Source organism: Marichromatium sp. AB32, assembly GCF_003718675.1.
In the GTDB taxonomy this organism is placed as follows: domain Bacteria; phylum Pseudomonadota; class Gammaproteobacteria; order Chromatiales; family Chromatiaceae; genus Marichromatium; species Marichromatium gracile.
Window position 1 is genome coordinate 1 of record NZ_RHFJ01000033.1, and the last position, 26,645, is coordinate 26,645.

The following is a 26,645-nucleotide window of genomic DNA, read 5'->3' on the forward strand; positions in this document are numbered from 1 at the left end:
CCCCCCGCCGCCCCCCGTCCCACTTGGCGTGCCACCCGCACTGGGCCATGCTTGTTAGAGAGCGCTCCCGTGCACGACCCACTGGCGCCGAATCTCGCCATCGGTCGAGCGGGCCTCGTCCCGGGCCATCGCGCAGCATCTCTATCCATATCGGTCAAGCCGCACCCCGACTGCGGCATCTCGCGGAGGCAGTGGTCAATGCATCCCCCCGGCCCCGACAGCGAGCAACTGCGTATCGAGAACGCCGCGCTGAAGCGCCGTATCAACGAACTCGAACGAGCGCAGCACAGGACGCGCGGCCCCGACACCGCCGCCCTGCTCGATAACTTCCCCGGCATGGCCTACCGCTGCCAGAACGACAGCAACTGGACCATGGACTACGTCAGCGCCGGCTGCCTGGCGCTCACCGGCCACCCCCCCGAGGCGCTGATGCGCTCGCGGGTCATCTACTCAGACCTGATCCACCCCGAGGATCGCAGCCGGGTGTGGGATCAGGTCCAGCTGGCGCTCGGCGAGCAACGCACCTTCGAGGTCGAGTACCGCATCAACCACATCGACGGCGAGATCCGCTGGGCCTGGGAGCGCGGCTGGGGACTGTGGTCCGATCACGGCGAACTGTTCACCCTCGAGGGCTTCATCACCGACATCTCGGCCTACAAGCGCGCCGAACAAGCACTGCGCGACCATCAGGCGACACTGCGCGCGCTGCTCGATACCCCCGAGGACTCGATGCTGCTGATGGACGCCACCGGCAAGCTGATCGCCTGCAACGACATGACCGCGCGCCAGCTGCGCTGCGACCGCCAACAGCTGATCGGCAGCAGCCTGTTCGCGCGGCTCCCGACCGAGGTCGCCGCCAACCTGCACCGTCAGCTCAGGAAGGTGATCGCCAGCGCCGAGCCGATCCGCTTCCAGGAGCAATATCGCGACCGCTGGTTCGACCACACCCTCTACCCGGTCTGCAACGCGCACCGTCAGGTCTCGCAGCTGGCGCTCTATTCACGCGACATCACCGAGCAGAAACAGCTCGAGCGCACCCTCGAGCAACTGGCCATCTCCGACCCTCTGACCGGCTTGTTCAACCGCCGTCAGTTCTGGTCGCTGGCCGAGCAGAGCCTGGCCCAGGCGGCGCGCAAGCGCACGCCGACCAGCGCGCTGATGATCGACATCGATCACTTCAAGTCGATCAACGACCGTCACGGCCACCTCATCGGCGATCAGGTGCTGCAGACCATCGCCAGCGAACTCAAGCTCAACCTGCGCCACAGCGACATCCTCTGTCGCTACGGCGGCGAGGAATTCGCCGCGCTGCTCCCCGAGACCGACCTCAGCACCGCCAGCGAGACCGCCGAGCGGTTGCGCCAGTGCATCGCCGACACCCCGATCGAGACCGATCAGGGAGCGCTCTCGCTGACCATCAGCATCGGCGTCGCCGAACTCGTCGGTGGATTCAGGACCAGGGTCTCGACCCTGCTCGAATGCGCCGATCGCAAGCTCTACGCCGCCAAGCAGGCCGGACGCGACCGGATCGCCTGCTGGACCCCCTCGGACGACGAGCTACAGCGCCTCGCCGGCAACGCTCACGGACTCTGAGGCCGACTCAGCGCATCAGCGCCTCGCGCACCCGGGACCAGGGGAAATTGCCCGCGAACCCCGGATAGGCGCCGCCGGGATCGACCTTCGACTTGTAGCGCCGCCCGCCGCAGACGAAGCTGCGGGTATCGAGTTCGCCATGACCACGTATCTGCGCCGGGGTCAGGTCATGGGCGACGAGCAGCGGGCGCAGCAGCGCGATCAGCGCCTGGATCTGGACCTCGGGAAAGGGGTCGCGACCATCGCCGTCGTTGACCAGCTCGATGCCGACCGAGCGGGCATTGTGACCGCGGGCGTGATGGGCGACCTCGGCCACCGGCGTCCCCGTCACCGTGGTGCCGTCGCGACCGATCAGATAGTGATAGCTGATGCCCGGGTTGCGGGCGAAATGACGCCGGTTGGACTCGAGCGTACCGCCCCCGGAGTGCCACAGCCGCCCCGCCTTGCAGCCCGGACCGCCGGTGGCATGGATCACCACCAGATCGATCTCGCGCGCCGGCGTCGCGCCGAGCCCGAGCAGCAAGAGCAGGCCGAGCAGCCAGCGCCCGTATCTCGCCATCCCCCCCATGCCCCACCTCCGGCGGCCTCGGCCGCATCTCGAGCACGCCCACGCAGGCGATCTCGGCTATGCTGGAGGGCTTGAATCCGCCTTGCAGGAGGATCCGGCCATCCTCTCCCTGACCGATCTCGCCACCCTCGTCATCCTCACCGTCGCCGCCTTCGCCCACGGCGCCCTCGGCTTCGGCTTCCCGTTGCTCGCCACCCCGCTGCTGGCGCTGGTGATGGACCTGCGCATGGCGATCCTGCTGACCCTGATCCCGACCATCCTCATCAACCTGGTGAGCATCGCCCACGAGCGACACTGGCGCGAGGCGCTGCGCCGTTTCTGGCCGCTCCCGGTGAGCACCATGATCGGCAGTCTGATCGGCACCCAGTTGCTGCTCAGCATCGACCCGCAGCCCTTCCAGATCCTGCTGGCGCTGGTGCTGGTCGCCTTCCTGCTGCTCGAGCGCCGTCAGGGCAGCGGCCCGGAGCGCCAGGTGCCGCACTGGGCGCTGGCACTGCTCGGACTGAGCATGGGTCTGCTGGCAGGGCTGATCAACATCTTCGCCCCGGTGGTGGTGGCCTTCGCCCTCTACACCCGGATGAACCCGGTGCTGATGGTCGCAACCTTCAACCTCAGCTTCATCACCAGCAAGAGCGGCCAGGTACTCGGCTTCGCCAGTCGCGATGCGCTCGACCCCGCGGTGCTCGGTCTGGCGCTGGTGCTGCTCCCGGCGGTGCTGCTGGCGCTGTGGATCGGCATCCGGGTGCGGCGCCGTCATGGTGGGACGAGCTACCGCAACTGGCTGCGCGGCGCGCTCTGGGCGATCGCCGCACTGCTGATCATCGAGGCCTGGTGAGACGGTTCAGTCGGCCTCGGCAAGCGAGTCGAGATCGATCTCCCAGCGCTCGAGGATGCGCCGATAGATCGCCAGCTCGCTGTCGGCGAAATGGCCGTCGGCGCGCGCCACCAGCAGCAGGACTCGCGCGAGCAGACGCCGTCGCGAGACCTCGGTGACCGGGGCGAGCACCGCGTCGATCCACTCCGGGTCGTTCAACCCGACATAGCGCGCGGTGCCGGCATGGGCGATCAGGTCGTCGCAATAGGCATCGAAGACCTCGGCGAAACGGTTGTGGTCGACGCCCAGGGTCTCGAACACCCCGAGATCGTCGAGGATCTCCAGCTCACCATCGGCGACCTCGCCGTCGCTGACGATGAAGAGGGTGATCACCCGCAGCAGCGCCTCGGCGCTGTTGTCGGGATAGGGAGTGAGTTCGAGCGTCGACATACCTGCTCCAGCTGATGACGAATGGGACTGCCACGATCATCGCACAGACCCCGGATCCGGCACGAGTCATCATCAGTCGCCTTTAGTCTCCAGCCGCCAGCCATCAGCCTCCAGTGGGCGGTCGTCCTCGACCACCGTCGCGGAAGCAAAGGCGTCGCGCACCGCCTTTGCTGGTCGCTGGCTGGCGACTGGCGACTGGCGGCTAATGGCTGATGGCTGGCGGCTGGCGGCTGGCGGCTGGAGACTGAAGACGGCTGATAGCTGACTCCGCCGATTGCACCTAACCGTCGAGTGGCACCACAATGGGGCGAGCCCAGACGGGTCGCGGCGTGACCTGCATCGCGCCGCCCGCTCCACGCCGACCTTAAGCTTTAGAGGTGACGGAGCGGCCGCTCGACTTGCCGGACCCGTGCAACCGCGATCATCCAGGAGCCCGCATGTCCAGATCCCTGACCTCATTCGCCGCGGTGGCGCTCGCCACCATCGCCACCTCCGCGCTGGCGGCCAATCCCCGTGTCGCGATGGACGTCTCCATCGGCGGCGAGCCGGCCGGCACCGTCACCCTGGAGCTGTTCGCCGACACCACCCCGAAGACCGCGGAGAACTTTCGCGCGCTCTGCACCGGTGAGCGCGGGGACGACCTCGCCTACGCCGGCAGCCCCTTCCACCGCATCATCCCCGGCTTCATGATCCAGGGCGGCGACTTCACCAACGGCAACGGCACCGGTGGCCGCTCGATCTATGGCGAGCGCTTCCCCGACGAGAACTTCGAACGGCGTCACGACCGCCCCGGCATGCTGTCGATGGCCAATGCCGGCCCCGACACCAACGGCTCGCAGTTCTTCATCACCGTCGCTCCCACCCCCTGGCTCGACGGCAAGCACGTGGTCTTCGGCCAGGTCGTCGACGGCATCGAGGTCATCAAGGCGATGGAGGCCGAGGGCTCGCGCTCCGGGCGCACCCGGACAGCGGTGATGCTGGAGGACTGTCGGGCACTGTGACCCCCGGGGGGGGGGTGGGCCCTTGGTCTGGTGTCCACCACCCCCACCCTTAACAACAAGCTACCAACCGACGCGAACGAGGACTCAGCCATGCGTATCCCAGACCCTCGCGACACCTTCCTCGACCCACGGCGCCAGCCGCTCGAGCAGGCACCCGAGCGCCAGCCGCGTCTGCAGACCTGGAGCGAACTCGAGACCGTGCACCCGCACGGCGCCGATCGCGAACACCCCCATGCCCGCCAGATCGAGGCGGCGATCCTGCGCACACTGCGCTAGCCTGCGATGGCGCAGGGACGCGCCCCAGCCCCCCTCACTCCTCCGCCGTCCGCACCCGCAGATAACGCGCAAAGCGCGGAATGCCGTTACCGGTGTAGCCCTGATACCTGAAGGTCACCCAGCTGCCGACCGGCGGCGGCGCCTGCCGTTCGGCATCGCTCAGACCGCTACCGAGACGAAAGCGCCGCCCCTCGGCATCCTCCACCAGCAGCGCCCCGACCATCCCGCGCAGCCGCCCCTTGCCGGGCAGGTGGGCGATCACCCGCGCCTCGGCGTCGAGATAGGGCTTGAGCTTGAGCAGATCATCGCCGCGCCCCGCCCGATAGGGCGCAGCGGCGCGGTGCAGCATCAGCCCCTCGCCCCCGGCGGCAACCACCCGACGCAACCGCATCATCAAGTGCGCATGATCGCGGCCGCGCCACTGCTCGATCAGCTGCAGCGACGCCGGCTGCGGCACGGCGAAGAGCTGGCGCAGGGCAGCCAAGCGGCCATCGAAATCAAGCCCGCACCCGGGCAGGTCGAACACCATGTAACGCACCGCGCGCCACGCGTCCGGGTCGGGCCGTTGACGACGCACGATCCCGGACAGCCGGTCGAAGGTCCCCCGCCCCATCCACAGCTCACCATCGAGCGCGAGTCGCGGCCAGCCGGCGGTGAACTGCGCCGGCGCGACGATCGCCCGACCGCCGCGACTGACCAGACGCCGCCCGTCCCAGTAGGCGCGCACCCCGTCGAGCTTCTCGCTGACCCAATAATCGGCGACGGGCAGGCCCCGCCGATAGACCCCGGCCAGGGTCAGCGCCGGGGGCGCCTCGCCACCACGCTCACCGATCGGCGCACCGGGCGTGCAGCCGACGGGCCATGCGTCGGTCGTGGCGAGAGCGGAGGCCGGCACGAGCAAGACGGCCAGCAGCAGCGGTCGCAAGAGCATTTTGTCGTCCCCGGTTCGCCCTCATGATGATCCGGACAAGGCTAGTGCAGCGCCGCTTGATACGAGGCCGAATCGGACGGGCGCACGGACACGGGGCGTGCCGCAGATACGCCGTCCACCGGAAAACCGGTAAACTGCCCTCCTCTTTCAGCACCGCATCAACCGGACGCACCTGGGCCAGCACGCAGCAGCCATCCCGCCAGGAGCCTGCCTTGAACACGCAACGCACCCCGCAGAAACGCCGTCTGGCCGAATGGGTCGAGTTGATCCAGCATCACGAGATGCCGATCTTCAACAACACCGTGCATCAGGTGTTGCGTGTCTCCGAGGACGAACTGGCGCCCGCCGCCGCCCTGGCCCAGGTGATCATGCAGGATCCCTCGCTCACCACCCGCATCCTCAAGCTCGCCAACTCCGTCCATTACAACCCGGCCGGCGCCAGCACGGGCCACAGCCTGACCACGGTCAACCGCGCCGTGGTGGTGCTCGGCTTCAATGCCGTGAGCAACATGTGCCTGGCCGCGACCCTGGTCGACGACACCATCGAGGGGGCGACCCGCGAGCGTGTCGCGCGCGAACTGGCGCGCGCCCTCCACGCGGCGATCCAGGCCCGTTCGATCGCCACCGCGCGCGAGGACAAGGCCCCCGAGGAGGTCTTCATCGCCGCCCTGCTCCACCGCATCGGCGAGCTGGCCTTCTGGTGCTTCGGCGGCGAGCAGGCCGAGGCGCTCGACCAGCTCTACCGCCAGCAGCCCACCACCCTCCCCGAGCGCGCCCAGGAGCGCATCCTCGGCTTTCGTCTCAACCAGCTCAGCGGCCAGCTGGCAAAGGTATGGAACCTCAACGAGCTGGTGCGCGAGGCGATCGTCACCCCCAGCGTGCTCGACGAGCGGGTCCAGACCGTGGTGCTCGGTCAGCAGATCGCGCTCTGCGCCGAGGACGGCGGCTGGCATACCGAGCCGATGGAGAAACTGGTCAAGCGCGCAGCCAAGATGATCGACCTGGCGATCGGCGAGACCCACAAGATGCTGCAGCACAATGCCAGCGAGGCGGCCGAGGTGGCCGCCGTCATCGGTGCCCAGATCGCTGCCCCGCACATCCCGCAACAGCAGGAGACGTCAGACCAGCCGACGCCCGAGACAGCCACCGAGACAGCAGCGGCGGCGGCGACGACGACAGACGCCGAGAGCACCGCCCCCGAACCCGACGCCCAGCTCCAGCTGCGCGTGCTGCGCGAGCTCTCGACGCTGATCGAGAGCGGCACGGCCAGCCTCAATCAGGTGATGACCCTGGCGCTCGAGGGCATCCACCGCGGCGTCGGCATGGATCGGGTGGTGTTCGCCCTGATCACCCCGGACAAGCGTACCCTCAAGGCCAGATACACGCTCGGCAGCGAATCCGAGCGATTGCTCGCCCGCTTCCAGTTCACCCGCCTGCCGGGTCAGAACCATCTGCTGTTCACGGTCATCGAGCGCCAGCAGGCACGCTGCATCCGTGGCGAGGCGCTCGCCGACGTACCGGCCACGGTGATCCAGGCGCTCGGCCGCACCCCCTTCATGATCGCCCCGATCGAGATCGCCGGACAGGGCATCGGGCTGCTCTACGCCGATCGCGCCAGCAGCGCGCGCGCCCTCACCGAGCCATTGTTCGAGGACTTCCAGCACTTCGCCAAGCAGGCCAGCCAGGGGCTGACCCTGGCGGCACGGCGGCGCGCGCGCTGACCCGCGTCGCGGGCGCTGGAATGTATACTAGAGGCCCGACTCAACCCCTTTTCGCGTGAGACGCTCCAATGCTCTGCTGGGCCCGTTATCTGTTCATCGCCATCATCCTGGTGCTCGGGACCGTCAGCATGCTCGGTGCATGCGGCCAGAAGGGCCCGCTCTATTTGCCCGAGCCGGAGCCGGCAACGCCAGCCGCCACCGACGGAGACCTGCCCGACGTCACCGACGCCGCCGTCCCCGCCGCCGATCAGCCCTAGCCGAGCACCACATCGACGCCGCATGGATCACTTCAACTATCGAGACGACCTGCTCCACGCCGAGTCCGTCCCCCTCACCGAGATCGCCGAACGCTTCGGCACCCCGTGCTACATCTACTCCAGGGCGACCCTGGAGCGTCACTGGCACGCCTTCGACCGCGCCTTCGGCGAGCATCCGCACCTGGTCTGCTTCGCCGTCAAGGCCAACTCCAACCTCGCCGTGCTCGACACCCTGGCGCGGCTCGGCTCGGGCTTCGACATCGTCTCGGTGGGCGAACTCGAACGCGTGCTCGCCGCCGGCGGCGATCCGTCACGGGTGGTCTTCTCCGGGGTCGGCAAGCGCGCCGACGAGATGCGTCGCGCCCTCGAGGTCGGCATCCGCTGCTTCAACCTCGAGTCCGAGGCCGAACTCGACCGGCTCGATCAGGTCGCCGGCGAACTCGGCGTGATCGCCCCGGTGTCGCTGCGGGTCAACCCCGACGTCGACGCCCGCACCCATCCCTACATCTCCACCGGACTGCGCGAGAACAAGTTCGGCATCGACATCCGCACCGCCGAGGCGGTCTATCGCGACGCCGCCGCGCGGCCCAACCTGCGGGTCACCGGCATCGACTGCCACATCGGCTCGCAGCTCACCGACCTCGCCCCCTTCATCGACGCCCTCGACCGGGTGCTCGCCCTCGCCGACCGTCTCGCCGAGGCCGGTATCGCCATCGAACACCTCGATCTCGGCGGCGGGCTCGGCATCCGCTATCGCGACGAGCTGCCGCCCGATCCGGCCGCCTATGCCGCCGCCATCCGTCACCGCCTCGCCGGCAAGCCCTACGAGATCCTCATCGAGCCTGGGCGCGCCATCGCCGGCAACGCCGGCGTGCTGCTCACCCGCGTCGAGTACCTCAAGCCGACCGAGGCGCGTCACTTCGCCATCGTCGACGGCGCCATGAACGACCTGCTGCGCCCGGCGCTCTATCAGGCCGAGCAGGAGATCGTCCCGGTCCACCTCGACCCCACGCTCGAGACCCAGCGCTACGACCTCGTCGGCCCGGTGTGCGAGACCGGCGACTTCCTCGGCAAGTCGCGCCAGCTCGCCATCCGCCCCGATGATCTGCTGGCGGTGCGCGGCAGCGGCGCCTACGGCTTCACCATGAGCTCGAACTACAACAGCCGGCCCCGCGCCGCCGAGGTCATGGTCGACGGCGATCAGGCCCACCTGGTGCGCGAGCGCGAGTCGATCGAGTCGCTGTTCGCGGGGGAACGGAGACTGCCGTGAAGCGTCGCCCCGAGCCCGAGTTGATGGACACCGAGGAGCAGGCGCAAGCCTATGCCGAGGCCGACTTCTCCGACTCCAACAGCCTGTTCATGCGTCTCCTCGCCCGTCAGGCGCGGGGCGGATTACCGGGCTCGGCGGCGCTCGACCTCGGCTGCGGCCCGGCCGACATCGTGTTGCGCCTGCTGCGTACCTATCCGCGGCTGCACTGCGACGCGCTCGACGGAGCCGCGACCATGCTCGAACGGGCCCGCGCCACCCTCGAGGACGCCGCCGATCTCGACGGCCGCTGGCAGCTGGTGCACGACCGTCTGCCCTCGAGCCGGCTCGCAGACCACCGTTACGACCTGATCCTCTCCAACAGCCTGCTCCATCATCTCCACGATCCCCAGGTGCTGTGGCGGACGGTGCGCGCGCACGCCAACCCCGACGCCCTGGTGCTGGTGATGGACCTGCTGCGCCCGCCCTCGGCGGGCTGGGCCGAGGCGCTGGTCGAGACCTATGTCGCCAATGCACCCGAGGTGCTGCGCAGCGACTTCCGCAACTCGCTGTTCGCCGCCTACGAGCCGCGCGAGGTGGTCGAGCAGCTCGCCGAGGCCGGGCTCGAGGGGCTGGAGGTCGGCGTGGTCAGCGACCGGCATCTGGCGATCTGGGGACGCGTGCCGGGATGAGCCCGACGGCGACATGCAGGAGATCGAATCGATGAAGGTCCGCTTCACCAAGATGCACGGGCTCGGCAACGACTTCGTGGTGTTCGACGCGGTGCGCCAACGCATCGCGCTCGACCCCGAGCGGTTGCGCCGGCTCGCCGATCGGCGCTTCGGCGTCGGCTGCGACCAGATCCTGCTGGTCGAGCCGCCACGGCTGCCGGGCACCGAGTTCCACTACCGGATCTTCAACGCCGACGGCTCCGAGGTCGAGCAGTGCGGCAACGGTGCGCGCTGCTTCGCCCGCTTCGTGCGCGAGCAGGGGCTGACCGAGCACGACGAGATCCCGGTCGGCACCGCCGCCGGGGCGATCCGGCTCCATCTCGAGGCCGACGGCCAGGTCCGGGTCAACATGGGTCGGCCGCGGCTGGCGCCGGTCGAGATCCCCTTCCAGGCCGAGCACGAGGCGCCGCTCTACGACCTCGAGGTCGCCGGCGAGCACCACCAGATCGGCGCCGTCTCCATGGGCAACCCGCACGCGGTGCTGCTGGTCGAGGACGTCGAGACCGCGCCGGTGGCGCGCCTCGGGCCGGCGATCGAGCATCACCCGCGCTTCCCGCAGCGGGTCAATGTCGGCTTCATGCAACGGCTCGCCGGCGACGCAATCCGTCTGCGGGTGCACGAGCGCGGTGCCGGCGAGACCCTGGCCTGCGGCACCGGCGCCTGCGCCGCGGTGGTCAGTGGGCGGCTACGCGGTCTGCTCGATGAGCGCGTACGCGTCGACCTGCCGGGCGGAGGGCTTATAATCGACTGGCGCAGCCCGGATGACGTCGTCTGGATGACCGGGCCTGCCGAATCAGTGTTCCACGGGGAGATCGTTCTATGAGGGGTCAATCGTGATCACACAGGCAGAGCAGCCCGAGACCAGGGACGAGGCGCTGGAGGCTACGGTCGCCGCCTATCTGCAGCGCCATCCCGACTTCTTCGAGCACCACCCGGAGATCCTCATCACGCTGCGGATCCCGCATCCCACCGGCGACGCCGTCTCGCTGATCGAGCGCCAGGTGCGGGCGCTGCGCCAGGAGCTCGATACCGAGCGCCAACGTCTCGGCCAGCTCATCGCCCGCGCCCGCGAGTACGAGTCGCTGTCGACCCGATTGCACGCGCTGGTGCTGCGGCTGATCGCGATCAACGATCCCGACCGGCTGTGCGAGGAGACGCGCGAGACCCTACTGCAGGAATTCCGCGCCGACGCCGTCACCCTCAAGCTGTTCCCGCTCGACCCCGAGACCGCCGCACCAGACCCGCTCACCGCCGCCTTCAAGGACTTCCTTGCACGCAAACACGCGCTCTGTGGGCCACTCGACGCCGACAAGGCCGAGGTACTGTTCGGCGAGGCCGCGGCGAGCGTGCGTACCGCCGCCCTGGTCCCCATCCGCACCGCGGAACGCTCCGGCGTACTCGCCATCGGCAGCAGCGACCCCGAGCGCTTCCGCCCCGAGCTCGGCACCGACCTGCTCGACCGGCTCGGCGAGATCATCGCCCACAAGCTGAGCGCGGTCACCATCGAACGCTGCGGACGGGACTGAGTCGCGCATGGCCGGCGAGACCTCAGCCCAACTGCTCGCGCGCTTTCTCGACCACCTCGCCCACGAGCGTCGGCTGGCGCCGCTGACCGTCGCCAACTATCGCCGCGACCTCGAGCGTCTCCTCGCCTGGCTGCAGGCCCACGCCGAGGTGACGATCGAGACCATCGACGGCGAGACGGTGCAGCGCTATATCGGCGCGCGTCATCGCGAGGGCATCGGCGGGCGCACCCTGCAGCGCGAACTCTCCAGCCTGCGCGCCTTCTATCGCTGGTTGCTGCGCGAGGAGCTGGTCACCGCCAGCCCCGCGCTCGACATCCGCGCCCCCAAGACCCCGCGCAAGCTGCCCAGGACGCTCGAGGCCGATCAGCTCTGCGCGGTACTCGACCGTCCCCGCGAGGAGGTGCTGGAGATCCGCGACGGGGCGATGATCGAGCTCTTCTACTCCGCCGGGCTGCGCCTCGCCGAGCTGGTCGCGCTGGATCTCGCCGAGGTGCCGCTCGATGTCGATGAGCTCGAGGTCGTCGGCAAGGGCGCCAAGACCCGGCGCGTACCGGTCGGGCGCAAGGCGCGCGAGGCGCTGCGCCAGTGGCGACTGCTGCGTCCCTTTGTCGCCGCGCCCGAGGAGCCGGCGCTGTTCGTCAGCCTGCGCGGCACCCGCATCCACCCGCGCACCGTCCAGGCACGGCTGACGCAGTGGGCCCAGGTCCAGGGGCTGGCCCAGGGGCTGCATCCGCACATGCTGCGCCACAGCTTCGCCACCCACCTGCTGGAGTCCTCGGCCGATCTGCGCGCCGTCCAGGAGCTGCTCGGCCACGCCGACATCGGCACCACCCAGATCTACACCCACCTCGACTTCCAGCACCTCGCGCAGGTCTACGACCAGGCGCATCCACGCGCCAAGCGCCGGCGCTGAAGCCGGGGATAGAACACCGGCGCCGCGCGCCGCCCGCGCCGGAACCGCTCCACAGCCCCAGAGACCCTCATGCTGCTCTCGCCTCGCTATCGTTTCCTCTTCGTCCACATCGCCAAGACCGGCGGCACCAGCGTGCGCGCCGCACTCCAGGGGCTGCGCTGGCGCGACCCCTGGTACTACCCGATGTTCCTGTGCAGCCGCATGAGCCATCTCAGCGGTCATCGCATCGGCACCAAGCTGCCGCGTCATGCCAAGGCGGTGCTCGCCCAGGAGCTGCTGCCGCGGCCCTTCTACGACTCGCTGTTCAAGTTCGCCTTCGTGCGCAACCCCTGGGACCTGCAGGTCAGCTCCTTCCATCACATCCGTCGCGAGCGCCCGCACTATCTCGGCGGCCACCAGGAGTTCGCCGACTTCCTGCGCTGGAAGCTCGACCCCGAGCGCCCCTACCAGTACCACGTCGACACCTCGATCACCCGCCAGAGCGACTATCTGGTCGACCTCCACGGCGAGGTCATCGTCGACTTCATCGGTCGCTACGAACAGCTCCACGACGACTTCGCCACCGTCTGCGCGCGCATCGGCATCACCCAGCCGGCTCTCCCTCACGCGCGCAAGGCGACCGATCGCAAGCGCGACTACCGCAGCTACTACGACGACGACACCGCCGAGCTGGTGGCGCGCCACTTCGCCCGCGACATCGAGCTGCTCGACTACCGCTTCGACCCCGACTGAGCACCCGGCTCAGTCGCGCGGCACCAGGTCACGATAGGCGTGCCAGGTGGCGTGCCCGAGCAGCGGTACGGCGACGAACAGCCCGAGCAGCAGACTCGCCAGCCCGAGCCCGACGATCACCACGATCAACCCCGCCCACAGCAGCATCGGCGCCCAGTTGACCCGCACCGCGGCGAAGCTGGTGCGCGCCGCGGTGAAGGCATCGACCGGACGGTCGATCAGCATCGGCACCGTCACCGCAGCGATACAGAAGGCCGCGGCCGCGAACACCGCCCCCACCGCGACCAGCACCGCCACCAGCCCGAGATGATCCCCGGAGAGGAAGACCACGGCGACGAAGCGCTCCCAGCTCGGCAACGGATCGGTGAACAGCATGATGAACAGGAACACGGTGGCGAGGATCCACAGCTGCAGGATCATCAGCAGGAAACCGGTGGCGATGCCCAGCTGCCCCTGGTTACGACGAAAGGCCTCGAGCGCCTGACAGCGTTCGAGCGACTCACCGGCCTCGAGGTGCGCGCTCATCTGGTAGAGCCCGATGGCCAACAGCGGCGCGACCAGATAGAAGGCGGCGAGCAGGAAGGGCACCAGGAAGGCGAGGCGCCCGAGCGCCAGCGGCACGGTGATCGCCAGGCTGATCAGCACGATCCCGGCACCGTAGCGCAGGCTGTAGCCGGGGGCGGCGCGCAGATCGCGCCAACCGGCGCGCAGCCACTGCAAGGGCTGACCCGGGGCGACCCGGTTGACCCCGGGCGGCGGACGAACGGCGGACTCGGACGAGGTGGACGGCTGCATGCGGGCATTCCTCCGCGCTGGATCGACCCCCGATAGCTGGTGGCGGAAGCGCGAACCGCAACGCCAGCGGCCAGGGGATTGAACTGCAACGTCGAAAAGGACGCGACGGGTAGAGAAGGGCTTTCAGCGGCCGGCCGAATCCCCTGCACGATCAAGCCATTGGCGAGCGCATGGGCGAGACCGAGGGGTGTGCCCCGGAACCACCAATGGTCTTGTCCACTGGGGCGTCAAGCGCCCAATCCGCCACAAGTGTCCTAAACTCCTAAGTATGAATCCAACCCCATTGAGGGGCTACCGCCCACACTGCGTCGGAGGCAGTCAGCACCAGACCACCCACAGTCAGCAGACCCGATCCATTAGGCCAAAGGGCGGCATTGCCTCGTTGCGCGGCACCTCATCCACGAGGCGGCATCCCGGTTGACCTGTTCATACTCGTCACATCGCGCAGGAAACCGTCATGGCACTCGTGAAGACCCCTAGCACACCCCGCCCCCAATCGACCGGCGAGACACGCACCAACGCGGCAACCGCCCGCGAGGCAGAGGCACAGCGCAGGCGCGCGCGCACCCTGGCGAAGCAGCAGCAGGCCGCCGAACGCGTCGCCTCGGCGACCGCCCAGCTCTCGTCCGGGATCAACGAGGCAGCCTCCGCGGCCGAAGAGCTCAAGCGCTCCTCCGACCAGATCGCCACCGGTGCCGAGGAGGCGTCCGGAGCGGCGCAGGAATCATTGGCGGCCTTCAAGCAGGTCAGCGCGGCACTCGACCGCCAACTCGACAACGCCAGTCTGTCGCAGACCAAGGTCGAGGCCTCGCAGACGCTGATCACCAAGGTCAGCGCGGACGTCACCGGCATGATCACCAACGTCGGGGTGGCCGCCCAACGCCAGGGCGAGTCGGTCAGGATGGTCGCCGAGCTGGAGCAGCAGGCAGCCAACATCGGCGACATCGTCAAGGCCGTCGCCCGCATCGCCGACCAGACCAACCTGCTCGCACTCAACGCCGCCATCGAGGCGGCGCGCGCCGGCAAGCATGGCAAGGGGTTCGCCGTGGTTGCCGACGAGGTCCGCACGCTCGCCGAGACATCGGAGAAGAGCGCCAAGCAGATCCAGGATCTGGTCGGCCAGATCCAATCCGAGGTCAAGGTCATCTCCGACGGCATCAACGACTCGGCCACCAAGGTACAGGGCGAGGTCGAGAACGGTCGGGCGGTCAACTCGCAGCTCGAGCAGATTCGCGCCGACGCAGTCGAGATCACCCGCGCGGTCCAGGAGATCGCCGCCAGCGCCCAACAATCCAACACTGCTGCGGGTCAGGCACTGAAGGGCGCCGAGGAGATCGCAGCGGCGGCCGAGGAACAGTCGGCGGCCTCGGAGGAGTCGGCCAAGACCGTCGCCGAACAGACCCAGGCGCTGGCCGAGTGCGAGCAGGCCGCGCAGAACCTCTCCGAGCTGGCCGAAGACCTCAAGAACTCCACCGACATCACCAAGAGCGCCGAGGAGGTGGCCTCGGCCGCCGAACAGCTCTCGTCGGCGGTACAGGAGATCAACCGCTCCGGCACCCAGATCATGGCCGCCGTCGAGCAGATCCGTAAGAGCACCCAGGTACAGGCCTCGGCCACCGAGGAATCGGCAACGGCGATCACTCAGATCGAGAAGGGCGTCGACGACTCGCTGCAACGCTCGCGCGCATCCGGCGAGAGGGTCGGCGCCATCAGCGAGTTGCTGACCAATAACAAGAGCAGCATCGACGCGCTCATCGCCGGCGTCGCGGACTCGGTCGAGTCATCGCGCCTGAGCCTGCGTCAGATCAAGGACCTGGAACTGGTCTCGCGACGCATCGACAAGATCGTCGACGCCATCACCACCGTCTCCATCCAGACCAACATGCTGGCGGTCAACGGCTCGATCGAGGCCGCGCGCGCCGGGGAGTTCGGCAAGGGGTTCGTGGTCGTCGCCACCGACATCCGCAACCTCGCTCACGATTCGGCGGAGAACGCCGATCGCATCAAGGACCTGGTGAAGGCGGTGCAGGACCAGATCGGTGTCGTCGGACGCGACCTGGAGGAGATCATCTCGGCGGCGATCAGCGAGGCGGAAAAGGCCAAGTCGATCACCACGGGACTGGAGACCATCGAGACCGATATCGCCGAGGTCAGCCGCTCATCGACGGAGATCGAGGCCGCGGCCAGCGAGATCTCCGCCGCCATCGCACAGGTCAAGGTCGGAGTCGATCAGATCGCATCGGCAGCCCAGGAGGCCGAGAAGGCCTCGACCGAGGCTGCGGCCGCGGCACGCCAGCAATCACAGGGGGCGGAGGAGCTGGCGGCAGCCATCGAGGAGATCGCCTCGCTGGCCGACGAGCTGCAGAGCGCTTGAGGCCCATCGCGGTTACGCGGGAGACAGTCATGACCCAAGACCTGGTCAAATCGTCACCCCCCGCCGCGCCGAGCGGCGAGGATGTGGCCACAGAGGGGCAGGAGCACGACCTGCGTCAGTTCGTCATCTTCGTGTGTGGCAGCGAGGTCTTCGCCGTCGACATGGCGCCGGTGCAGGAGATCATCCGGGTGCCCGAGGTGGTTCGGGTACCGCTCGCGCCCCCCACCCTGGAGGGCCTGGCTAATCTGCGCGGCAAGGTCTTGCCCATCATCAACCTGCGCCGTCTGTTCGGCCTCGAGGAGCGCGACGATGACGACGCCACCCGCGCTCTGGTGATCGATCTCGGTCAGCCACTGGGGTTCATTGTCGATCGCGTCAGCAGTGTGGTCGGGGTCGAGCCCTCGTGTATCGAGGAGGTTGGATCGCTGGCGGCAACGGTCAAGACCGACCTGCTCTGCGGACTGATCAAGGATGTCGGCGGCTTCCCCATGGTGATGGAACTTGACTTCAAGCGCCTGATCGAAAAAGAGTTCAGCGCGATCACCACCCTGGCGCGGCATGGCGCCGCGGCGCTGGCCGAGACGAGGGATGTCGAGGAGGAGGAGGAAGAGGACGCAGACGAACTCCAGCTGGTCAGCTTCGAGGTCGCCGAACAGGAATACGCCATCCCGATCGAGAACGTGCAGGAGATCGTCCAGTTCCCCGAACAGGCGGTACAGATCCCGCGCACCGAGCCTCACGTGATCGGGCTGATGACACTGCGCAACCGCTTGCTGCCCCTGGTCTCTCTGCGTTGTCTGTTCGGTCTGCCGCCACGCACCGCCGACGAACACAGCCGCATCCTGGTGGTGCAGCTCGGCGAGTGCGCCGTGGGCCTGGCGATGGACAGCGTCAACGAGGTGCTGCGCGTCCCCTGGTCGGCGGTCGACGCCATGCCCAAACTGCTGGCGCAGCATGATGACCTGTCGGACATCGAACAGATCTGCCGGCTCGATGAAGGGCAGCGTCTGGTCTCCATCATCTCGACAGACAGACTCTTTCGTCACTCATCGATCCGGGAGGCCTTGAGCAGCGTGGAAGACATCGACTACGACAACCGGAGCGGTGACGACATCGAGGACGACGAGCAGGACGACGATGAGGAACAGATGGTGGTGTTCCGGCTCGACAAGGAGGAGTTCGGCGTCCCCATCGAAAGCATACAGGAGATCGTCCGTCTCCCCGACGAACTCACCCACGTCCCCAAGGCGCCAGACTTCGTCGAAGGAGTCATCAACCTGCGCGGCTCGGTACTGCCGGTGATTGACCAGCGCCGCCGCTTCGGTCTGGCGACGGTGGCACGTAACGACCGACAGCGCATCATGGTGTTCCTGCTCGATGGCGTACGTACCGGCTTCATCGTCGACTCCGTGGCCGAGGTGCTCAAGATCCCGAGGACGGCGATCGAGCCAGCGCCACAGCTCTCCAGCGAGCAGGCCAGATTGATCGCGCGGGTGGCCAATCTGGAGGGTCAGAAGCGTATGATCCAACTGATAGAACCCTCCCAGCTGATCGCCAAGGAGCAACGCGCCGAGCTGGAAGAGCTAGCCGAAACGTCCGCCTAGGACGTCGCGGCACAGGCCCATCGACCAGGAGCTCACGTGATCAAGCTGTTGATTGTCGACGACTCGGCGCTGATGCGCCGCCAACTCAAGGCACTCTTCCTGGCCGAGGGCGATTTCGAGATCCGCGTCGCCCGCAACGGTCAAGAGGCGGTCGCCGAGAACATCGACTTCGCCCCGGATGTCGTCACACTCGACATCAACATGCCGGAGATGGACGGCCTGACCGCACTGTCGCTGCTGATGGCCGAGCGACCGGTACCGGTGGTGATGGTCTCCTCGCTGACCGAGAAGGGGGCCATCGCCACCTTCGAGGCACTCAACCTCGGCGCCGTGGACTATATCCCCAAGCCCGGCGGCACCATCTCGCTGTCGATGGTCGAGATCGAGTCCGAGATCGTCGCCAAGGTGCGCGCGGCGGCACGCGCACGCATCCGTACCGCCCGCGGGCTGGCCGCACGTATCCGTGGCGACACCCCGTCACGCCCGCAACGTCCCCGAACCGAACCGACCAGGGCTGCGCCCGACGACACACCGGCCAGCGGCAGCGGTGTCGTGGTGATCGGGGTCTCGACCGGCGGTCCACGCACCCTCGAGGACATCCTCCCCCGACTCCCCGCCGACTTTCCCTGGCCGGTCCTGGTGGCGCAGCACATGCCGCCAAGCTTCACCCTCCCCTTCGCCGAACGCATGAACCTGCTCTGCCAGCTCGCCGTCTCCGAGGTCAATCGCCCCACCGCGGTCGCCGCCGGCAACATCTATATCGGCAAGGGCGGCGCCGACATGATCCTGGCACGACGCGGCGGCAGATTGACGGCGCTGGCACGCCCCGAGGACCCGACCAAGCTCTGGCACCCGTCGGTCGAACTGCTGGGGCGCTCGATGCTCGAGCACTGCGACCCGACCCGGGTCATCGCGGTGATGCTGACCGGCATGGGACACGACGGCGCCCAGGCATTCACCGAGCTCAAGCAGCGCGGCGCCCGCACCATCGCCGAATCGGAAGAGAGCGCAGTGGTATTCGGCATGCCGGCCGAACTCATCTCGCGCGGTGGCGCGAGCCTGGTGTTGCCGGTCGAGCGCATCGCCGACCAGCTGCAGATCTGGGTGGAGCGCTGAGCCGATGACGATCATCGGCGCCGTCACGACACCACCCCCGCGAGCGACATCGCGTGACGACGGGAGGTCGGAGCCCCGGCACCCACCTCGGACACGCCCCCCAGACCAACCGAGGAGCACGATGGCATGGCACTCAAGAAACCTGCTCCGGCAGCGCCATCCAGCGATGACGAGCGCCGCCTGGCGCGCGATCTCCCAGGGCTGCTGAGCGCACTCGAGGCGGCCGATCCGCTCGCACGCCGCTGGGCGGCACGCGACCTGGCCGATCACCCGGACGCGTCACGCGCCCTGGTCGAGCGGCTCGGAATCGAGACCGAGCCGAGCGTCAGCCAGGTGATCCTGACGACACTGACCCGACTCGGCGACGAGATCGCGGTCGCCGGCCTCACCGAGTGTCTGCGCAGCGAGGACGCCATGCTGCGCAACGCCGCCATCGAGGCGATGAAGCAGCTCCCCGACGAGGTCGCCCCGGTCATGGAGCAGCTGCTGAAGGATCACGACCCGGACGTGCGCATCTTCGCCGTCGACGTGCTCGAATCGCTGCGCCACCCCCGCGTCGAGGAATGGCTCATCCGGGTCATCGCCGAGGATCCGCACGTCAACGTCTGCGCCACCGCGGTCGACCTGCTCGGTGAGGTCGGCTCCGAGCGCGCGGTGCCGACCCTGCACGCGCTCAAGGCCCGTTTCGTCGACGAACCCTATATCCAGTTCGCCGCCGATCTGGCGCTGAAACGCATTGCACAAGGCTGACCCCGGATGACACAGGCGCGCATGATCAGCGACGAAGATTTCCGCAAGTTCCGGGAGTTCTTCTACCGCAAGACCGGCATGCTGTTCGAGGACAGCAAGCGTTACTTCGTCGACAAGCGTCTGCTCGAACGGATGGATGCCACCGACTCGGAGAGCTTTCGCGCCTACTTCACCATGGTGCGCTTCCAGGCCTCCGGCGAGGAACTGCAGACGCTGATCAACGCGATGACGGTCAACGAGACCTACTTCTTCCGCGAGGAGTACCAGTTCCGCTGTCTGGTCGACTCGATGCTGGAGGAGATCGTCACGCACACGAGGCAAAAACGTGCGCTGCGGATCTGGTCGGTGCCCTCCTCGTCGGGCGAGGAGCCCTATGGCATCGCCATCTATCTGCTCGAACACTGGCCGCGGCTGGACGACTGGGACATCGAGATCGTCTCCTCCGACATCGACACCGAGATCCTCGCGCAGGCCAGGCGCGGTCGTTATACCCACCGCTCGATACAGAACCTGCCACCGTCGCTGCTGGCCAAGTACTTCAGGCGCGACAGGGATCACTACCTGATCGACCAGGAGCTGCGCGAGGCGGTCGACTTCACCCGGGTGAACGTCAGCGACGCCGCGGACATGCGCAGACACCGTCACTTCGACATCATCTTCTGTCGCAACCTGCTGATCTATTTCGACGATCTGTCGCGCAAGCAGACCGCGGAATCCTTCTACGACGCACTCAATCCGGGCGGCTTCGTCTGTCTCGGTCACTCCGAATCGATGAGTCGGATCTCATCGCTGTTCCGGGTACGCAAGTTCCCCGAGGCCATCGTCTATCAGAAACCCTGGGAGGCCCGATGAAGCGGATCCTGGTCATCGATGACGCCGCGACGGTGCGGCTCTATCACCGCAGCATCCTGGAAGAGCTGGGCTTCGAGGTGACCGAGGCGGTCAACGGCCTCGAGGCATTGGAACGGGTGGCCGAGGGCGACTTCGACCTCTATCTGGTCGATATCAACATGCCCAAGCTCGACGGCTACGGCTTCCTGCGCGAGCTGCGCGGCAAGGACATGCCGCAGGCCCCGGCGATCATGGTCTCGACCGAGGCCGGCGCCAACGACCAGAAGCTCGCCTTCCTGTCCGGCGCCAACCTCTATATCGTCAAGCCGGTCAGACCCGAACGGCTCGCCTCACACGTATTGACCCTGCTCGGTATGACACCGAACGGCCGGGGAGCGCCGTCATGAACCCACTGCTCGATCAATTCATCACCGAGGGACGAGACATCCTCCAGACCATCGGTGAACGCCTGCTCCAGCTCGAGGACACCCCCGACGACAGCGCCCTGATGGGCGAGCTCTTCCGCCTGGTCCACACCCTCAAGGGCAACAGCGGACTGTTCGACCTGCCGGAGATGACCCGCGTCCTGCATGCCGCCGAGGACCTGATGGACGCGGTACGCGATGGCAGGCGCCCCTTCGACCGTCCGGTGGCCGACAGACTGCTCGAGGCGATGGACTTCGTGCTCGCCCTGATCGACGAGATCGGCGACAGTGCCGAGGCGGCGCCACCGAATACCGCGCGACACGCCAACGACGCACTCGAACTCGCCAACGCGCTGCGGGGCCTGCTCGCCGCTGCCCAGGCCACGACACCAACCGCCGCCGAGACCGAGCCGGCGGCCACGCCAGCGCCTTCCCCTGCGCCCGCGGCGATGCCGCTCGAGGCGCTCCCGAGCAGGATCCAGCAGGAGCTGACCCAGCGCCTCGAGGCCGGCGAACCACTGTGCTGGCTGACCTACGAGCCCGAGGAGGAGTGCTTCTTCAAGGGCGAGGACCCCTTCCACCAGATCCTGCAGCTCGGCGAACCCTGCTGGCGCCGGGTGAGCAGCCGCGAGGACTGGCCGCCCCTGGCCGAGCTCGACGCCTATCGCTGCATCCTGCGCTTCGAGGCGATCCTGAACACCCCGGCCGAGGCGCTGCACGAACACTTCCGCTACATCCCCGAACAGGTACGGATCATCCCGCTGCAACCGCCAGCGCCGACCTCCGCGTCCTCATCCGAGCCACCGCCCGATGCCGAGACCACCTGGTCCTTCAACGTCGTGCTGGAGGCACAGCGCGAGATCCTCGGACTGACCGACAACCCGCCGTGGCTGAGCGGTCGACTGCGTGCCGTCGCCACCACCCTGGAGGCGGCCTTCGCCAGCATCGGCCAGGTGGTGGAGCGCGACGCACTGGAGCAGGCACTGCACTCGGCCGACGCCTCACACTCCTCACAGCCTCTGCTGAATTGGCTCGACGAGCAGCAGCGTCGCGGCGACACCCAGCTCCCGACCGCGACCTCCCCGCCCGGTGCCCCCGCCGAGGACATCGCCCCTCCCCCGGAGGCGCAAGAACCGCAGGAGCCGATCAAGTTCGGACGACGTGCCGAGGACCGGCTGGCCGGCCACACCCTCAAGGTCGATCAGGCCAAGGTCGACCGACTGATGAACCTGATCGGCGAGATGGTGGTCACCAAGAACGCCCTGCCCTATCTCGCCAACCGCGCCGAAGAGGTGTTCGGAACACGCGAGCTGGCCCGCGAGATCAAGGCACAGTACGGGATCATCAACCGCATCGCCGAGGAGATGCAGGACGCCATCATGCAGATTCGCATGATGCCCGTCTCCTTCGTGCTGCAACGCTTCCCCCGCCTGGTCCGCGACACTGCCCGCAAGCTCGGCAAGGAGGTTCGGCTGGTGATGGAGGGCGAGTCGACCGAGGCCGACAAGAACATCATCGAGGCCCTGGCCGACCCGCTGGTGCACATCGTCCGCAACAGTCTCGACCACGGACTCGAGTCCCCCGCCGAGCGCAGCGCCGCCGGCAAGCCGACTGAAGGACGGCTGACCATCTCCGCCCGCCAGGAGTCCGACCGGGTGGTGATCGAGATCAGCGACGACGGCCGCGGCATCGACCCGGATCGGATTCGGCGCAAGGCATACGAGCGCGGTCTCATCGGCGAGCCCGAGCTGGAACGACTGACCGACCAGGAGGCGATCAATCTGGTGTTCGCGGCGGGCTTCTCCACCGCCGAGCAGGTCTCGGACCTGTCCGGGCGGGGCGTCGGCATGGACGTCGTGCGCAACGCCATCGCCTGCGTCAACGGCGCCGTCGAGCTCCACAGCCAGCTCGGCCAGGGCACCCGGCTGCGACTCTCGCTGCCGCTCTCGATGGCGGTGACCAACGTCATGATCATCGAGTCGGCCGGGCAGCGCTTCGGCGTGCCGATGGACAGGGTCGCAGAGACCGTCAGGGTCGGGCGCAACGACATCCGCACCATCAAGCGCCGCCTCACCACGGTGCTGCGCGGACGCCTGGTACCACTGGTCACGCTCAACGACCTGCTGGCGCTCACCATCGAGCAGGTGCCCAACGACGACGACGAGTTCGCCGTGCTGGTGGTCCGCATCGGCGCGGACCATCTCGGCATCATCGTCGACGACTGTCGGGAAACGGTCGACATCATCCTCAAGCCACTCGGCGGGGTCCTGGCCGGGCTGGGCGGCTACGCCGGCTCCGCGCTGCTCGGTGACGGCTCGGTGCTGCTGGTGCTCAACCCGAGGGAGTTGCTCTGATGGCGCTCGAATTCAAGAAGGTGACCGCGGTCGTCAGTGAACAGATGACGGTCGAGGACGCCGAGATCCTGCTCGACTGGCTGATCAAACACCCACGTGGCCGGATCAACCTATCCGCCTGCACCCATCTGCACGCCGCCAACCTCCAGGTCCTGATGGCCGCGCGGCCGAGGATCTCGGCCTGGCCACGCCATGCGCCGCTGGCCGCGTGGATCAAGGCGGCCCTGACCCCATGAGGAGTTCAAGAGCATGTCCAAGACGATACTGGTTGTAGACGATTCGGCAACCATGGTGATGAGCCTCAAGGCCAGCCTGGAGATCGCCGGCTTCACCGTGGAGACCGCGGGCGACGGCGTCCAGGCGATCTCCAAGCTCAAGTCCGGGATCAAGCCGGACCTCATCCTCACCGACATCAACATGCCCAACATGGGCGGCATCGACTTCATCCGCAACGCGCGAGCCCTGCCCGGCATGCGCTTCACCCCCATCCTTGCGCTCACCACCGAGAGCCAACAGGCCAAGCGCGACGAGGCCAAGAAGCTCGGCGCGACCGGCTGGCTGGTCAAGCCCGTGGGTGGGGCCGATCTGATCAAGGTCATCAAACAGGTACTGCCGGGGACCTGAGGACCTCAGACGATGCCCATCACCAACCAACACCAAGTGGTGATCGATGCGAATCTGGCGCAGGCCCGCATGTTGCGGCGCACCATGGGCTGGATCAACCTGCTCGGCAGCCTCGCCATCACCATCCTGGTGTACCTGACGCACGACTGGTTGAACCTCGGGCTGCAAACGGCCGGCTCCAACGCCGCGCTCATCCATGCCCTGATCTTCGGTGGCGCCGTGCTCGGCACCAACTTCATCGCCGGACTGGTGTTCTTTCGCTTCAGCTTCCGCGTCAACAGCGCCCTGTGCCAGACCTGGGACCGGGTGATCGAGGAGTTTCGCCAGGGCCAGCAACGGATACAGGGGGACAAGGAGGCGCGCGCGCTCACGGTCGAGCAGGACCAGGCCATCGAGCAGCAGCTCGGCGAGACGGTCGCCGAGACCGAGGCCTCCACGCTCGACGTCATCGAGCGCACCACCAAGCTCAATGCCGACGCGGCCCATCTGCTGGACTATCTGAAGAAGTCCACGGGCAATGCCAAGTCGATGGAAGAGGACATCTCCGGCAGGCTCGAGGACATCACCGAGATCGCCCTCCTGGTACAACAACTACCCACGCGCATCCAGGCGGACATGGAGGCCATCGAGAAGGTCCTCAACGACATCCGCCAGCTCGGCGGACTGACCAGCTCGATCAAGCAGATCAGCAAGAAAACGCGACTCCTCGCGCTCAACGCCGCCATCGAGGCGGCGCGGGCGGGCGAGGCCGGACGCGGCTTCGCCGTCGTCGCCGGCGAGGTACAGTCGCTGGCCGACCACGCCACCGAAACGGCCGACACCATCGAGGACGGGCTCAACCGCGCGCTCCAGAACGTCGAGAAAAACCTCCAGTTCACCCTGCTCGAGGGCTCCGAGGAACAGCTGGCGCAGGCGAGCCGGGCAGTGGAATCGATCCATCGTCTCCGCGACAACTACGAGGACATGCGCCAGTTCTACAAGGTGCTGTTCTCGGTCATCACCCATCACAACACCAGCCTGGCCGACCAGATCTCGGACATCCTCGGGCTGTTGCAATACCAGGACGTCACCGGTCAACGACTGGAGCGCATCCGCACCACCCTCAACCACCGCGCCAGTGTCCTGGTGGGCGCCGATGACGATTCCAGACAACTGCCGAGCCAGCTCAGGGCGGTGTTCGACGAGTATCTGCGCAACGAGTCGAGCCATGCACGCTCGCAGACCAGTCACGTGACAGAGGACCCGAGCGAGCCACGGATAGAACTCTTCTAGCAACCGGCCCTGGCGCCAGAGAACCAACCCGCGCGCGACACTGCCAGGCCGAGATAGCGCCGCCGACAAAACGCCCCGGATACCATGACGAACGCACTCGGACACCTCTTACAAGACCAACGCAACACGCTATTCACGGCCTGGTTGGAACAAATCAGGGCAATGCTGCCCTCGTCATCCTCGCTCACCAGCACAGCGCCAACGCCCCCAGGACATCACCTGCGCACCATCTTCGACGGCATCCTCGATACCCTTGAGCAATCACCCTCCGAGGACTTCACCCTCGGCGCCACGGACCCACTGACGGATCATCTACGTCAGCTCGTCAGCGACCAGGCACGCCACGGCGGCAGCGCCAACGAGACGATCGCGATGCTACTCGCGCTCAAGCGGCTGATCACGGCCCGCTCGATCACCTCCGGCACGCCCCCGGAGGTCGACGGCTTGCTGTGGCTCGACCGCATCTTCGATGGACTGACGCTCAGCACCTTCGACGCCTTCGTCGAGGTCCGCGAACAGATCATCACCCAACAGAGCCTGTCGCTACTGGAGCTCTCGACCCCGGTGCTGCGACTGTGGAACCGCATCCTGCTGCTGCCGCTGGTCGGGGTCATCGACACCATCCGCGCCCGCCAGGTCACCGAGCGACTGCTGGAGGCGATCGCCCATCACGAGGCACGGGTCACCATCATCGACCTCACCGGCGTGCCGATCCTCGACACCAGCGTCGCCCAGCACCTGATGAAGACGATCGACGCCGCGCGCCTGCTCGGCACCCGCATCGTCATGACCGGCATCAGCCCGGAGGGTGCGCAGACCCTCACCAAGCTCGGCATCCGCTTCGACGACGTGCTCAGCCGCGCCACGCTGCGCGCGGGCATCGCCGAGGCGCTGCAGCTGATCGGACTGCGCATCGGCCCGATCGAGGATCGACACCCATGAAGATCCCGATCCTGCGACTGGGACGCATCCTGCTGGTCTCCATTCAGGACGACCTGACCGACAACGACGCCATGCAGTTCCAGTCGGACCTGGTCGAACGCGTGGCCGAGATCGAGGCGCTCGGCGTGGCGATCGACATCACCGCACTGGACGTGGTCGATTCCTACATGGCGCGCGTCATCAACGACACCGCCTGCATGGTCGGACTCCTCGGCGCCGAGGTGGTGATCTGCGGCGTTCAGCCGTTCGTGGCGATGACGCTGATCGAGATGGGACGCGACCTGCTCGGCGCCAACTGCGCGTTCAACCTCGAACAGGGTCTGGAGATCCTCAACCGTCGTATCGCTACACGTGGCGACATTCACATCGACGAGGACGAGGATGACTGAGGCCTTTGCCAGCGAATTCATCCCGATCCGCACGCCGACGGATATCGTCACCGCACGGCGTGCCGCCCGGACCCTGTGCGAGCGTCTCGGCTTCGGCAAGGCCGATCAGACACGGCTCGCCACCGCCGTCTCCGAGCTGACCCGCAACGTCATCCAGTACGCCCGCGCGGGCAGTTGCCAGATCAGCGACACCTCGGACGCCGGATACCGGCGCATCCGCGTCCTGGTCGAGGACCACGGCCCGGGGATCCCCGACATCACCCTGGCGCTCACCGACGGCTATAGCACCAGTGGCGGACTCGGTGCCGGCCTGCCCGGCACACGACGTCTGGTCGACGACTTCGGCATCGAATCGGCACCGGGGCTCACCCGGATCACCATCGCCCTGCAGAAGCCGTTGTGATCACCTC

Annotated in this window: 29 protein-coding genes; 25 read left to right on the plus strand and 4 right to left on the minus strand. The window is 67.5% G+C overall.

Going from position 1 to position 26,645, the window contains the following annotated elements; genetic code table 11:
* Nucleotides 1-198 precede the first annotated feature (198 nt).
* On the plus strand, nt 199-1,593 hold the full coding sequence (locus EBL85_RS10920) for a diguanylate cyclase (RefSeq protein ID WP_123142926.1): 1,395 nt from the start codon (nt 199-201) through the stop codon (nt 1,591-1,593).
* Between the two features lie 7 nt (nt 1,594-1,600).
* Here EBL85_RS10920 and EBL85_RS10925 read toward each other — a convergent pair whose 3' ends face one another.
* Nucleotides 1,601-2,152 (minus strand): N-acetylmuramoyl-L-alanine amidase, encoded by a 552-nt coding sequence (locus tag EBL85_RS10925; RefSeq protein ID WP_223806120.1) that lies wholly within the window; start codon nt 2,150-2,152, stop codon nt 1,601-1,603.
* A gap of 91 nt (nt 2,153-2,243) precedes the next feature.
* Here EBL85_RS10925 and EBL85_RS10930 point away from each other — a divergent pair, with 91 nt between their 5' ends.
* Nucleotides 2,244-2,996 (plus strand): sulfite exporter TauE/SafE family protein, encoded by a 753-nt coding sequence (locus EBL85_RS10930; RefSeq protein WP_123142927.1) that lies wholly within the window; start codon nt 2,244-2,246, stop codon nt 2,994-2,996.
* Nucleotides 2,997-3,002: 6 nt separating this feature from the next.
* On the opposite strand, the gene EBL85_RS10935 is transcribed toward EBL85_RS10930, so the two are convergent.
* A complete protein-coding gene (locus EBL85_RS10935) occupies nt 3,003-3,425 on the minus strand; it encodes a TerB family tellurite resistance protein (RefSeq protein ID WP_123139308.1) in 423 nt (140 codons plus the stop codon).
* A gap of 437 nt (nt 3,426-3,862) precedes the next feature.
* Here EBL85_RS10935 and EBL85_RS10940 point away from each other — a divergent pair, with 437 nt between their 5' ends.
* Together EBL85_RS10940 and EBL85_RS10945 are read left to right on the plus strand one after the other, a co-directional pair.
* On the plus strand, nt 3,863-4,426 hold the full coding sequence (locus tag EBL85_RS10940) for a peptidylprolyl isomerase (protein ID WP_190287862.1): 564 nt from the start codon (nt 3,863-3,865) through the stop codon (nt 4,424-4,426).
* A gap of 90 nt (nt 4,427-4,516) precedes the next feature.
* Nucleotides 4,517-4,702: a hypothetical protein gene (locus EBL85_RS10945; protein WP_005221769.1), complete on the plus strand. Its 186-nt coding sequence runs from the start codon at nt 4,517-4,519 to the stop codon at nt 4,700-4,702.
* Nucleotides 4,703-4,736: 34 nt separating this feature from the next.
* On the opposite strand, the gene EBL85_RS10950 is transcribed toward EBL85_RS10945, so the two are convergent.
* Nucleotides 4,737-5,633: a DNA ligase gene (locus EBL85_RS10950; RefSeq protein WP_123142928.1), complete on the minus strand. Its 897-nt coding sequence runs from the start codon at nt 5,631-5,633 to the stop codon at nt 4,737-4,739.
* A gap of 212 nt (nt 5,634-5,845) precedes the next feature.
* On the opposite strand from EBL85_RS10950, the gene EBL85_RS10955 reads away from it, so the two are divergent.
* The 8 genes from EBL85_RS10955 (at nt 5,846) to EBL85_RS10990 (ending at nt 12,759) form a co-directional block, all read left to right on the plus strand.
* Entirely contained in the window at nt 5,846-7,354 is a 1,509-nt protein-coding gene (locus EBL85_RS10955; protein ID WP_223806121.1) for an HDOD domain-containing protein, read from the plus strand.
* Between the two features lie 68 nt (nt 7,355-7,422).
* Nucleotides 7,423-7,611, plus strand: coding sequence for a lipoprotein (locus EBL85_RS10960; protein WP_123142929.1), 189 nt, complete (start codon nt 7,423-7,425; stop codon nt 7,609-7,611).
* A 22-nt stretch (nt 7,612-7,633) separates the two neighbouring features.
* A complete protein-coding gene (lysA, locus tag EBL85_RS10965) occupies nt 7,634-8,881 on the plus strand; it encodes a diaminopimelate decarboxylase (protein WP_123139305.1) in 1,248 nt (415 codons plus the stop codon).
* Entirely contained in the window at nt 8,878-9,549 is a 672-nt protein-coding gene (locus tag EBL85_RS10970) for a trans-aconitate 2-methyltransferase (RefSeq protein ID WP_123142930.1), read from the plus strand. The genes lysA and EBL85_RS10970 overlap by 4 nt, the downstream gene beginning before the upstream one ends.
* A 31-nt stretch (nt 9,550-9,580) precedes the next feature.
* The gene (gene dapF / locus EBL85_RS10975; RefSeq protein ID WP_123139338.1) at nt 9,581-10,411 is read left to right on the plus strand and encodes a diaminopimelate epimerase; all 831 of its coding nucleotides are present in this window, start codon (nt 9,581-9,583) and stop codon (nt 10,409-10,411) included.
* Between the two features lie 10 nt (nt 10,412-10,421).
* Entirely contained in the window at nt 10,422-11,114 is a 693-nt protein-coding gene (locus tag EBL85_RS10980) for a DUF484 family protein (protein ID WP_123142931.1), read from the plus strand.
* Between the two features lie 7 nt (nt 11,115-11,121).
* The gene (gene xerC / locus EBL85_RS10985) at nt 11,122-12,027 is read left to right on the plus strand and encodes a tyrosine recombinase XerC (protein WP_123139302.1); all 906 of its coding nucleotides are present in this window, start codon (nt 11,122-11,124) and stop codon (nt 12,025-12,027) included.
* Nucleotides 12,028-12,096: 69 nt separating this feature from the next.
* Nucleotides 12,097-12,759, plus strand: a complete 663-nt coding sequence (locus tag EBL85_RS10990; protein WP_062275743.1) for a sulfotransferase family 2 domain-containing protein — start codon at nt 12,097-12,099, stop codon at nt 12,757-12,759.
* 9 nt (nt 12,760-12,768) lie between these two features.
* Here EBL85_RS10990 and EBL85_RS10995 read toward each other — a convergent pair whose 3' ends face one another.
* Nucleotides 12,769-13,554 (minus strand): DUF2189 domain-containing protein, encoded by a 786-nt coding sequence (locus EBL85_RS10995; RefSeq protein ID WP_123142932.1) that lies wholly within the window; start codon nt 13,552-13,554, stop codon nt 12,769-12,771.
* Nucleotides 13,555-14,011: 457 nt separating this feature from the next.
* Here EBL85_RS10995 and EBL85_RS11000 point away from each other — a divergent pair, with 457 nt between their 5' ends.
* The 13 genes from EBL85_RS11000 (at nt 14,012) to EBL85_RS11060 (ending at nt 26,638) form a co-directional block, all read left to right on the plus strand.
* A complete protein-coding gene (locus EBL85_RS11000; RefSeq protein WP_123139300.1) occupies nt 14,012-15,928 on the plus strand; it encodes a methyl-accepting chemotaxis protein in 1,917 nt (638 codons plus the stop codon).
* A gap of 29 nt (nt 15,929-15,957) precedes the next feature.
* Nucleotides 15,958-17,532 carry a chemotaxis protein CheW gene (locus EBL85_RS11005; RefSeq protein WP_123142933.1) on the plus strand — a complete coding sequence of 525 codons (1,575 nt, stop codon included), beginning with the start codon at nt 15,958-15,960 and terminating at the stop codon, nt 17,530-17,532.
* Nucleotides 17,533-17,568: 36 nt separating this feature from the next.
* Nucleotides 17,569-18,648 carry a chemotaxis-specific protein-glutamate methyltransferase CheB gene (gene cheB / locus EBL85_RS11010; RefSeq protein WP_123139298.1) on the plus strand — a complete coding sequence of 360 codons (1,080 nt, stop codon included), beginning with the start codon at nt 17,569-17,571 and terminating at the stop codon, nt 18,646-18,648.
* Between the two features lie 126 nt (nt 18,649-18,774).
* Entirely contained in the window at nt 18,775-19,398 is a 624-nt protein-coding gene (locus tag EBL85_RS11015) for a HEAT repeat domain-containing protein (RefSeq protein WP_123139297.1), read from the plus strand.
* Nucleotides 19,399-19,419: 21 nt separating this feature from the next.
* Nucleotides 19,420-20,250: a protein-glutamate O-methyltransferase CheR gene (locus EBL85_RS11020; protein ID WP_223806122.1), complete on the plus strand. Its 831-nt coding sequence runs from the start codon at nt 19,420-19,422 to the stop codon at nt 20,248-20,250.
* Nucleotides 20,247-20,636, plus strand: coding sequence for a response regulator (locus EBL85_RS11025; RefSeq protein WP_123139295.1), 390 nt, complete (start codon nt 20,247-20,249; stop codon nt 20,634-20,636). Before EBL85_RS11020 ends, EBL85_RS11025 begins: the two co-directional genes overlap by 4 nt.
* Nucleotides 20,633-23,008 carry a chemotaxis protein CheA gene (locus EBL85_RS11030; RefSeq protein ID WP_123142934.1) on the plus strand — a complete coding sequence of 792 codons (2,376 nt, stop codon included), beginning with the start codon at nt 20,633-20,635 and terminating at the stop codon, nt 23,006-23,008. Before EBL85_RS11025 ends, EBL85_RS11030 begins: the two co-directional genes overlap by 4 nt.
* Entirely contained in the window at nt 23,008-23,244 is a 237-nt protein-coding gene (locus EBL85_RS11035) for a hypothetical protein (protein WP_062275762.1), read from the plus strand. Before EBL85_RS11030 ends, EBL85_RS11035 begins: the two co-directional genes overlap by 1 nt.
* A gap of 13 nt (nt 23,245-23,257) precedes the next feature.
* Nucleotides 23,258-23,632 carry a response regulator gene (locus EBL85_RS11040; protein ID WP_123142935.1) on the plus strand — a complete coding sequence of 125 codons (375 nt, stop codon included), beginning with the start codon at nt 23,258-23,260 and terminating at the stop codon, nt 23,630-23,632.
* A 12-nt stretch (nt 23,633-23,644) separates the two neighbouring features.
* Complete coding sequence (locus EBL85_RS11045) at nt 23,645-24,904, plus strand: methyl-accepting chemotaxis protein (RefSeq protein ID WP_123139293.1); 1,260 nt, start codon at nt 23,645-23,647, stop codon at nt 24,902-24,904.
* Between the two features lie 84 nt (nt 24,905-24,988).
* Entirely contained in the window at nt 24,989-25,846 is an 858-nt protein-coding gene (locus EBL85_RS11050; RefSeq protein WP_123142936.1) for an STAS domain-containing protein, read from the plus strand.
* The gene (locus EBL85_RS11055; protein ID WP_062275770.1) at nt 25,843-26,235 is read left to right on the plus strand and encodes an STAS domain-containing protein; all 393 of its coding nucleotides are present in this window, start codon (nt 25,843-25,845) and stop codon (nt 26,233-26,235) included. The genes EBL85_RS11050 and EBL85_RS11055 overlap by 4 nt, the downstream gene beginning before the upstream one ends.
* The gene (locus EBL85_RS11060; protein ID WP_123142937.1) at nt 26,228-26,638 is read left to right on the plus strand and encodes an anti-sigma regulatory factor; all 411 of its coding nucleotides are present in this window, start codon (nt 26,228-26,230) and stop codon (nt 26,636-26,638) included. Before EBL85_RS11055 ends, EBL85_RS11060 begins: the two co-directional genes overlap by 8 nt.
* Nucleotides 26,639-26,645: the final 7 nt, after the last annotated feature.